The sequence below is a fragment of the Acidovorax delafieldii 2AN genome (genome assembly GCF_000175235.1).
GTDB lineage: Bacteria > Pseudomonadota > Gammaproteobacteria > Burkholderiales > Burkholderiaceae_C > Acidovorax > Acidovorax delafieldii_B.
Map to the genome: position 1 here is coordinate 1 of NZ_ACQT01000188.1, position 6,938 is coordinate 6,938.

At 67.7% G+C, this 6,938-nt stretch carries 7 protein-coding genes and 1 pseudogene; 4 read left to right on the forward strand and 4 right to left on the reverse strand.

Annotated features, from left to right (window positions below; translation table 11 throughout):
- From aroE to ACDELDRAFT_RS17100, 4 genes and pseudogenes are all read right to left on the reverse strand, one after another.
- A pseudogene (gene aroE, locus ACDELDRAFT_RS17085) lies at window positions 1-364 on the reverse strand (shikimate dehydrogenase); the annotation flags it as partial.
- A 153-nt stretch (window positions 365-517) separates the two neighbouring features.
- Window positions 518-1,393, reverse strand: coding sequence for an energy transducer TonB (locus tag ACDELDRAFT_RS17090; RefSeq protein WP_005799171.1), 876 nt, complete (start codon window positions 1,391-1,393; stop codon window positions 518-520).
- A 190-nt stretch (window positions 1,394-1,583) separates the two neighbouring features.
- A complete protein-coding gene (locus tag ACDELDRAFT_RS17095; RefSeq protein WP_005799172.1) occupies window positions 1,584-3,659 on the reverse strand; it encodes a ribonuclease catalytic domain-containing protein in 2,076 nt (691 codons plus the stop codon).
- A 36-nt stretch (window positions 3,660-3,695) separates the two neighbouring features.
- Entirely contained in the window at window positions 3,696-4,457 is a 762-nt protein-coding gene (locus tag ACDELDRAFT_RS17100) for a metallophosphoesterase family protein (RefSeq protein ID WP_005799173.1), read from the reverse strand.
- Window positions 4,458-4,622: 165 nt separating this feature from the next.
- Here ACDELDRAFT_RS17100 and ACDELDRAFT_RS17105 point away from each other — a divergent pair, with 165 nt between their 5' ends.
- The 4 genes from ACDELDRAFT_RS17105 to ACDELDRAFT_RS17120 all read left to right on the forward strand — a co-directional run.
- Complete coding sequence (locus ACDELDRAFT_RS17105; RefSeq protein ID WP_005799174.1) at window positions 4,623-5,342, forward strand: RNA polymerase sigma factor; 720 nt, start codon at window positions 4,623-4,625, stop codon at window positions 5,340-5,342.
- 40 nt (window positions 5,343-5,382) lie between these two features.
- Window positions 5,383-5,976: a ferritin-like domain-containing protein gene (locus ACDELDRAFT_RS17110; protein ID WP_005799175.1), complete on the forward strand. Its 594-nt coding sequence runs from the start codon at window positions 5,383-5,385 to the stop codon at window positions 5,974-5,976.
- Window positions 5,973-6,383 carry a c-type cytochrome gene (locus ACDELDRAFT_RS17115; RefSeq protein ID WP_005799176.1) on the forward strand — a complete coding sequence of 137 codons (411 nt, stop codon included), beginning with the start codon at window positions 5,973-5,975 and terminating at the stop codon, window positions 6,381-6,383. The genes ACDELDRAFT_RS17110 and ACDELDRAFT_RS17115 overlap by 4 nt, the downstream gene beginning before the upstream one ends.
- A 99-nt stretch (window positions 6,384-6,482) precedes the next feature.
- On the forward strand, window positions 6,483-6,938 hold a 456-nt coding region (locus ACDELDRAFT_RS17120), incomplete at its 3' end, for a pilin glycosylation ligase domain-containing protein (RefSeq protein WP_005799177.1).

Consider the following 6,938-nt stretch of genomic DNA (forward strand, 5'->3'; position numbering starts at 1 on the left):
GGACGCCCGCGTTGCGTTCGATGTCTGCCACCAGGCCCAGGCCGTCGGTGTTGTCGGCGTGGATAGCCTGCCCCTCGAAGACCAGCGTGTTGGCGGCCCCGGCCCGTTGTACGCGCTCGCTGCGCGTGGTGGCGAGCGCGGCGGCTTCGAGCTTGAAGGGCACGGTGACATTGCACCCTCGGCCGCCGCGGGCCATGAACGCGCGCACACCCTGGGCGAAGCCGTCGATGGGCAGCAGGCAGCGTTCGTATACCAGGCGCTCGCCGGTCAGTTCGGCAAAACGGGCGTGGATGGCGGGTGAGCGGCTGTGCGCCACCGGGTTGCCAATCACGCAATACAGGTCCGGAGGGGCGAAGGAACTCATGGCGCGTGGTGTGAAAGGGGAAAGCGGAAAGGGATGCCGGCCCTTGCCAACGGGCGGTGGGCGCCGGCGGGTGACTCCCCTAGAGGGCGTGCATGCGGTGAGCGCGCCACCCAGTGGGGGCCGCATGTCCCCGAAAACACCGCCCGCAGGCTCTCAGGGCGCACGGCTTTCGAGGCCCTTGGTTTCGAGGGTCTGGTCCCGCGTGAACTTGAAGCGCGCCACCATGGCGATCTGGTCGGCCTTGCGGCGCATCTCGGGGGTGAAGTGGCCAAAGGGGCCGGCCGCCCGCGCAATGGCTTCGGCGCGGCGGTCCAGCGTGCGGTTGCCCGAACTCTGTGCCACCTCGGTGGCCAGCACGCGCCCATCGTGGTTCACGGTGACCACCATGATCAGCTCGCCATACAGCTTCTTGCCGCCTTGCTCTGGGAAATTTTCGGTGCCCTTGTCCTCGACCTTGCTGCGCAGGGCCGAGTAATAGACCGCATAGGCCTCTTCGCGCGTGGCGGGGCTGATATAGCGCTTCTTGGGGCGCGCGTTCTCTTCGTTGATGCGGGTTTCGATTTCAGCCAGCAGCTTCACGAGCTGACGGCGCTTTTCCTCTTCGGCGGCCTGGCTGCCGCTCTGGCTGGGCTTGCGCGGGTCGGGGGCGGGCAGGGCGGCAATCTGCTTGCGCAGCTGGGTCAGCATCTGGGCCTGCTGCTCCTGCAGGGCATCCATGCGCCGCTGGGCCTCTTCAAAATCATCGCCCACCGCCGTGAGGGCCGAGTAGGGCAGCGGGCTGGTTGCCCGGCCCTTGCTGGCCTCGCCCCCGCCGGCCATGTTGGCCTGGGCGATGGCCTGGGCTTTCTCGGGCCGTTCGTTGGACTTGGCGTTGACCAGGATGACTTCCAGCGGCGTGTCCTGGAACACGCGGTTGAAGCCCTCGGGGTCGATGAAGCGCACCGACAGCAGTGCCGCGTGGAGCGCGATCGACACGCTCAGCGCGAGCTGCAGCGTGCTGAAGCGGGTGAGGAAGGAGGGTAATTTCATCGCCGGGCCGCCCCAAGATGAAAAGCGGCCCCCTTGGGGGGCAGCGACCACATGAAATGGGGAGTGTGGGGGGGTATTTCTCATCGCCGGGCCGCCCCAAGATGAAAAGCGGCCCCCCCGGGGCGACCGGCTGCGCCGCCGCGGCCTGCAAGGCCGGCGACCGCGGGGTGGTGGAGCGTGGAGGCTGTGTTCACGGGGCAGGATTATCGGCGCTGGCAGAGGCGTCGGCCTCGTTCACATCGACGGCGATGGCGATGGGGCCGGCCACGGCTTCCTCGTCCTCGCCGTCTTCGACCGGGCCGTCATCGCTGCTGTCGTCGGGGTTGTCCAGGCGTTCAAGCACCGTGCCGTGGATGTCGAGCGTGATTTCATCCACCTCGCCCAGCTTGACCTTCAGGCGCGCGCCGCGCGGCAGGTTCTGCGCGCCCAGCACGGGGAAGACCAGCGGAAGCTCGTCCGCACGCACCAGAAAGCTGCCGCCCGGGCCTTCCTTGAACACGGTGGCGTTGAGTTCGGTGATGCCGTTCTGCTCCACGTATTTCAGCGTCCAGAAGCGCTCCATGCCGGCCTGGTAGCCGTTGTAGGCGCTGTAGGCCGCGTCGAAGCTGCTGATGATGGAGAACAGCTCGGCATCCTTGGGCTTGAAGGGGGCCGCCAGGGCCGCCGTCTTGCCGTTGCGCACGCAGGCAATGATCTGCCACTGGTTCACCAGATCGACATAGCGGCGCAGCGGCGAGGTGGCCCACGAATAGCTCTTGACGCCGATGCCGGCGTGCGGCAGCGCCTTGGTGCCCATGCGCACCTTCACGCCCGGCGCCATGCTGGCCTGGCTGCGGTAGATGCCGGGCACGCCCAGCTCGGCCATCCAGCTGCCCCAGGTGCTGTTGGCCACGATGGCGGCCTCGGCCACGATCAGGTCCAGCGGCGCGCCGCGCTGGCGCGTGGTGATCTGCACCTGCTCGGAGCCGTTGGGTTCGCCGCGGTCGTTGCCGACCAGGCGGAAGTTGTAGTCGGGCCGGTTGAAGTTCTCGGGCTTGCCGCGCACCACCTCGCGCTGGGCTTTCAGGCTTTTCGCCAGACGGTGTAAAAAAGATAGCTGATCACGCACATCCAGCAAGCGCTGTGGGGTGTTTTCGATCTCAATGGCCGGGTCGGTCAGCCAGGCTTCGGTGACGATGTGGTCCAGCTGGTCGTGGCGCAGGTTGGCCACCACGGGCACGCGCTCCAGCCTGGTTTCGGTGCCGGTGATTTCCAGCGTGGCTTCGTTCACCGTGACGTACAGCGACACCGCCGGGTTGGCACGGCCTTCGTCCAGCGTGTAGATCTGCACCACCTCGTCGGGCAGCATGGTGATCTTGTAGCCCGGCATGTAGACGGTGGACAGGCGGCTGCGGCCCAGTTGGTCGAGCGGCGTGCCCGGCACGATGGCCAGGCCCGGCGCGGCGATGTGGATGCCCAGCACCACGGTGCCCGTGCCCAGGCCCTGCACCGAGAGGGCGTCGTCGATCTCGGTGGTCTGCGAGTCGTCGATGGAGTAGGCCTGCACGGGGGCCAGCGGCAGGTCTGCGGGTGGCTGCGGCGCTGTGAGCTGCGGGAAACCCGTGCCCTTGGGGAAGTTGTCGAACAGAAAGCGCTTCCAGTGGAACTGGTAGGCCGAATCGATGGCGCCCGCCTTTTGCAGCAGGTCGAGCGGGGCCAGGTGCGTGGCGCGGCTGGCCTCGACCACGGCCTTGTATTCGGGCGCGTTCTTGTCGGGGCGGAACAATATCTTGTAGAGCTGCTCGCGGATGGGCTGGGGGCACTCGCCGCGCCCCAGCGCTTCGGCCCACTCGCTGATCTGCCGCACGATCAGCTTCTTTTTCTCGATGGCGGCCAGCGCCTGCTGCAGGATTTCGGCCGGTGCCTTCTTGAAGCGGCCCTTGCCGGCCCGGCGGAAGTAGTGCGGCGCCTCGTGCAGGGCGAACAGCGCGCCGGCCTGCTGGGCCAGCGTGGCGTTGTCCGAGAAATAGTCGCGCGCCAGGTCGGCAAAGCCGAAATCGTCCTCGGGCGCGAATTCCCAGGCAAGCGGCAGCTCGATGGTCTGGGCAACGGCCTGTGCCTGTGCCATCAGCTCGGACGGCGCGGGTTTTTCAAATTTCAGCAGGAGGTTCGCGGCCTTCACCTTGACCCGCTTGCCCGAATCGAGTTCGACTTGGGCCGAGCTTTCGGCTTCGGACAGGATGCGGCCGGCCATGAATTTGCCGGCTTCTTCAAACAATGCGTACATGGGCGGCATTCTCCCATGGGCGCCGGGGGCCGAGTTTCAGATCTCCAGGACCTGTTGGGGCGCAAACGCCTTGTTCTCCACCACGCCCTGCGGGGCATAGCCGCGCGGATTGGCGACGACGCGCGTGGCGCCGATCTGGTAGTCGAAGCTGTCGTGCACATGGCCGTGCAGCCACAGCACGGGCTGCCAGCGCAGGATGCGCGCCTCCAGGTCGGAGACAAAGCAGGCGTTGAGGGGCGAGCCGACAAACTGCGGTGCGATGCTGCCGCGCGCCGGGGCGAAGTGCGTGACGACCACGGTGTTCCCATCAAACGGCTCGGCGAAACGGTCCTCCAGCCAGGCCACCGACCGGTCGAACAGCATTTGCGAGACGGCGGGCGTGAACGGTGCGGCAAAGTCGGGCGCCACGCGGATGCGGCTGAAGTCGCGCACCAGCTCCAGGGCCTTGGCCAGGGCCTCGTCACGCTGCTGCGGCGAGTTGAACAGCCGGTAGTCCGACCAGAGCGTGCAGCCCAGAAAACGCACGCCGCCATGGCGCCACTCATCGCATTCGAGCACGCGCACGCTGCTGCCTTCGGCATGCGCGCGCAGTTGCGCCATGGTGGTCACCAGATCGGACCCATAGAACTCGTGGTTGCCCGCCACGAACACGGTGGGCCGGTCCAGTTGCCGCGCCCAGGCCATGGCCTGGGCGGGGCGCTGCAGGTCGCCTGCCAGCACCACCACGTCGGCAGGGGGAATGTCGATGGCCAGCGGCTGCACCGAGAGGTGCAGATCGGAAAGCAGGGCAATTTTCATGGTGTGCGGTGATCGGCGAGGGGTGGCGGAAAGTGATGGGCATTGTGGCCGCGGGCGCTGTGCACGTCTGGCATGGGGGTGGCACCCCTGTCGGCGGCAGGTGCTTGTCACCTTTTCGCGCCAACGCGCGTCCAATGACCACAGACCCACGAAGCGAGACCCGCCATGCCCATGTCCACCCCGCCACCCGTGACCACTGCCTGCCCGCCGGGAGCGGATGCCGAGCTGATCGGCCGCGCCCTGCACGGCGATCAGACGGCGTTCGAGGCCATCATGCGCCGGCACAACCGGTTGCTGTTTAGGGCCGCGCGCGGCGTGGTGCCGGACGACGCCGAAGCGCAGGACGTGGTCCAGGAGACCTATCTGCGCGCCTTCACCCGCCTGCAGGACTTTCAGGGCGGGGCTTCGCTGGGCACCTGGCTGGCGCGCATTGCCATCAATGTGGCCCTGGATGTGTTGCGCAAACGCGGCCGATCCGTGCCCATGGACGCTGCCCAGGGCCTGGACCAGGAGCCTTCACCGGAGCACACAATGTCTTTCAGCGCGCCCCCCGGCGCATCGCCCGATGCGGCCCTCGCCCGCGGCGAGCTGCTCCAGTTGCTGCAGTCGGCCGTGGAGGGGCTGCCGCCCATTTACCGCAGCGTCTTCATCCTGCGGGCCGTGCAGGAGATGAGCGTCGAAGAAACCGCGTTCTGCCTGCAGGTGAGCGATGCCGTGGTCAAGACGCGCTACCTGCGTGCCCGTGCACTGCTGCGGGATGCGCTGGGTGCACGGATCGAAGCCCACGCCGACAGTGCCTTCCCGTTTGCCGGCGAGCGTTGCGAACAGGTGGTGCGCAACGTCGTGGCCGAGTTGCAGCAGCGCCAGCGGATTGCGCGGCGCTGACAGATCTTTTCCTTTTTCCACCACTCCCCAGGAGAACACCATGAAGAACACATTCATTGATATGCCCTCGCAGGCCCTGTTCCTCGCGCGCCGCCGCGCCATGTCGGTGTCGGGCGCTGCCGTGCTGTCGGCCGGTGCCGTGGCCCTGCTGGGTGGGCGCGACGCGCTGGCCGCCGGCGCCAAGGTCAACGCCAAGGATCTGGAAACCGATGTGCGCATTCTCAACACGGCGCTGGGCGCCGAGCTGGAGGCCGTGGCGGCCTACCAGGTGGGCGCCGAAAGCGGTCTGCTGGGCAAGGGCGTGCTGCCGGTGGCCTTGCAGTTCCAGGGGCACCACAAGGAACACGCGGCCGCCATCGCAGCCACGGTGCAGAAGCTGGGCGGCAAGCCGGTGGCAGCCAAGGACAGGTACGAGTTTCCGGTCGACAAGCTCAAGGCCGAGGCCGATGTGCTGCGCTTTGCAGCTGGCCTGGAGCGGGGGGCGATCTCTGCCTATCTGGGCGCGGTGCCTCTGTTCGCCGACCGGGCGCTGGCCCAGGTGGCCGCCAGCATCCTGGGCGACGAAGCCATGCACTGGGCCGTGCTACGCCAGGTGCTGGGTGAGCCGCCGGTGCCTTCGGCCTTCATGTCATGAGCCCGCGCCATGCAGCGGTGGCGTGCTGGCTGGCGGGCTTGCTGCTCGTGGCGGGCACTAGCATGGCCGCAGACCCGGCCGCCTTGCAGCGCGGCGAGCAGATCTATGCGCGCTGCGCCGCCTGCCACGCCATCGAAGGCCACCGCACGGGCCCCCAGCATTGCGGCCTGTGGGGGCGGCGCGCAGGCACGGCGCAGGGGTACACCGGTTATTCTCAGGCCCTGCGGCGCAGCGGCATTGTCTGGGATGAGCGCTCGCTCGATGTCTTTCTCAAGGACCCGATGAAGGCCGTTCCGGGTACTGCCATGGGCTATGCCGGGGTGAAGGACGATGCAGAGCGCGCCGACCTGATCGCCTGGTTGAAGCAGGCATCGCAGCCGGGCAAGACCTGCCAGCCCGGGCATTAGCCCGCTGCGACGGGCAGGCGCTTGCGGGCGGTGCGCCAGGTGCCGGCGTGGCGCCCCCTATGATCCGGGGCTTTTGCCTGAAACCCCGGGTTGATTGACATGCCGTTCGATGCCATTGGCACACCGCTGACCCTGCTGGCAGTGGCATTGCCGTTTCTGTTTTCCCACACGCAGCCGCCCTCGTCCAATTTCTGGCCCTTGATGGCGGCATGGGCCTGTGGCGCCTTGGTGGCCCTGCTGGCAGTCGGCCGGGCCTGGTGGGTGCGCCGCTCGCCTCTGGCGGGCGAAGTGCCGGGAGGCCGCGTTTTTCTGGCTTCGCAGTTGGCCGTGGGCATGTTGCTGGCGGCCTTGCTGGGCAGCGTGATCGGGCTGCTGCAGTACTTTCTGGGTGATGCGGGCCTGTCGCCCTGGGTGCAGCCCTCCACCCCCGGGCAGGCCATTGGCAATTTGCGCCAGCGCAACCAGCAGGCATCGCTGATCAGTCTGGGCGTGTGGTCGCTGCTGTGGGTGGTGGCACAGATGCAGGCGCGGCTGGGGGCCGATGGCGTGGCATCG

Coding starts and splice junctions, on each gene's coding strand:
- ACDELDRAFT_RS17090 (WP_005799171.1), bottom strand. CDS start 1,393: ATGAAATTACCCTCCTTCCTCACCCGCTTCAGCACGCTGCAGCTCGCG.
- ACDELDRAFT_RS17095 (WP_005799172.1), bottom strand. CDS start 3,659: ATGTACGCATTGTTTGAAGAAGCCGGCAAATTCATGGCCGGCCGCATC.
- ACDELDRAFT_RS17100 (WP_005799173.1), bottom strand. CDS start 4,457: ATGAAAATTGCCCTGCTTTCCGATCTGCACCTCTCGGTGCAGCCGCTG.
- ACDELDRAFT_RS17105 (WP_005799174.1), top strand. CDS start 4,623: ATGCCCATGTCCACCCCGCCACCCGTGACCACTGCCTGCCCGCCGGGA.
- ACDELDRAFT_RS17110 (WP_005799175.1), top strand. CDS start 5,383: ATGAAGAACACATTCATTGATATGCCCTCGCAGGCCCTGTTCCTCGCG.
- ACDELDRAFT_RS17115 (WP_005799176.1), top strand. CDS start 5,973: ATGAGCCCGCGCCATGCAGCGGTGGCGTGCTGGCTGGCGGGCTTGCTG.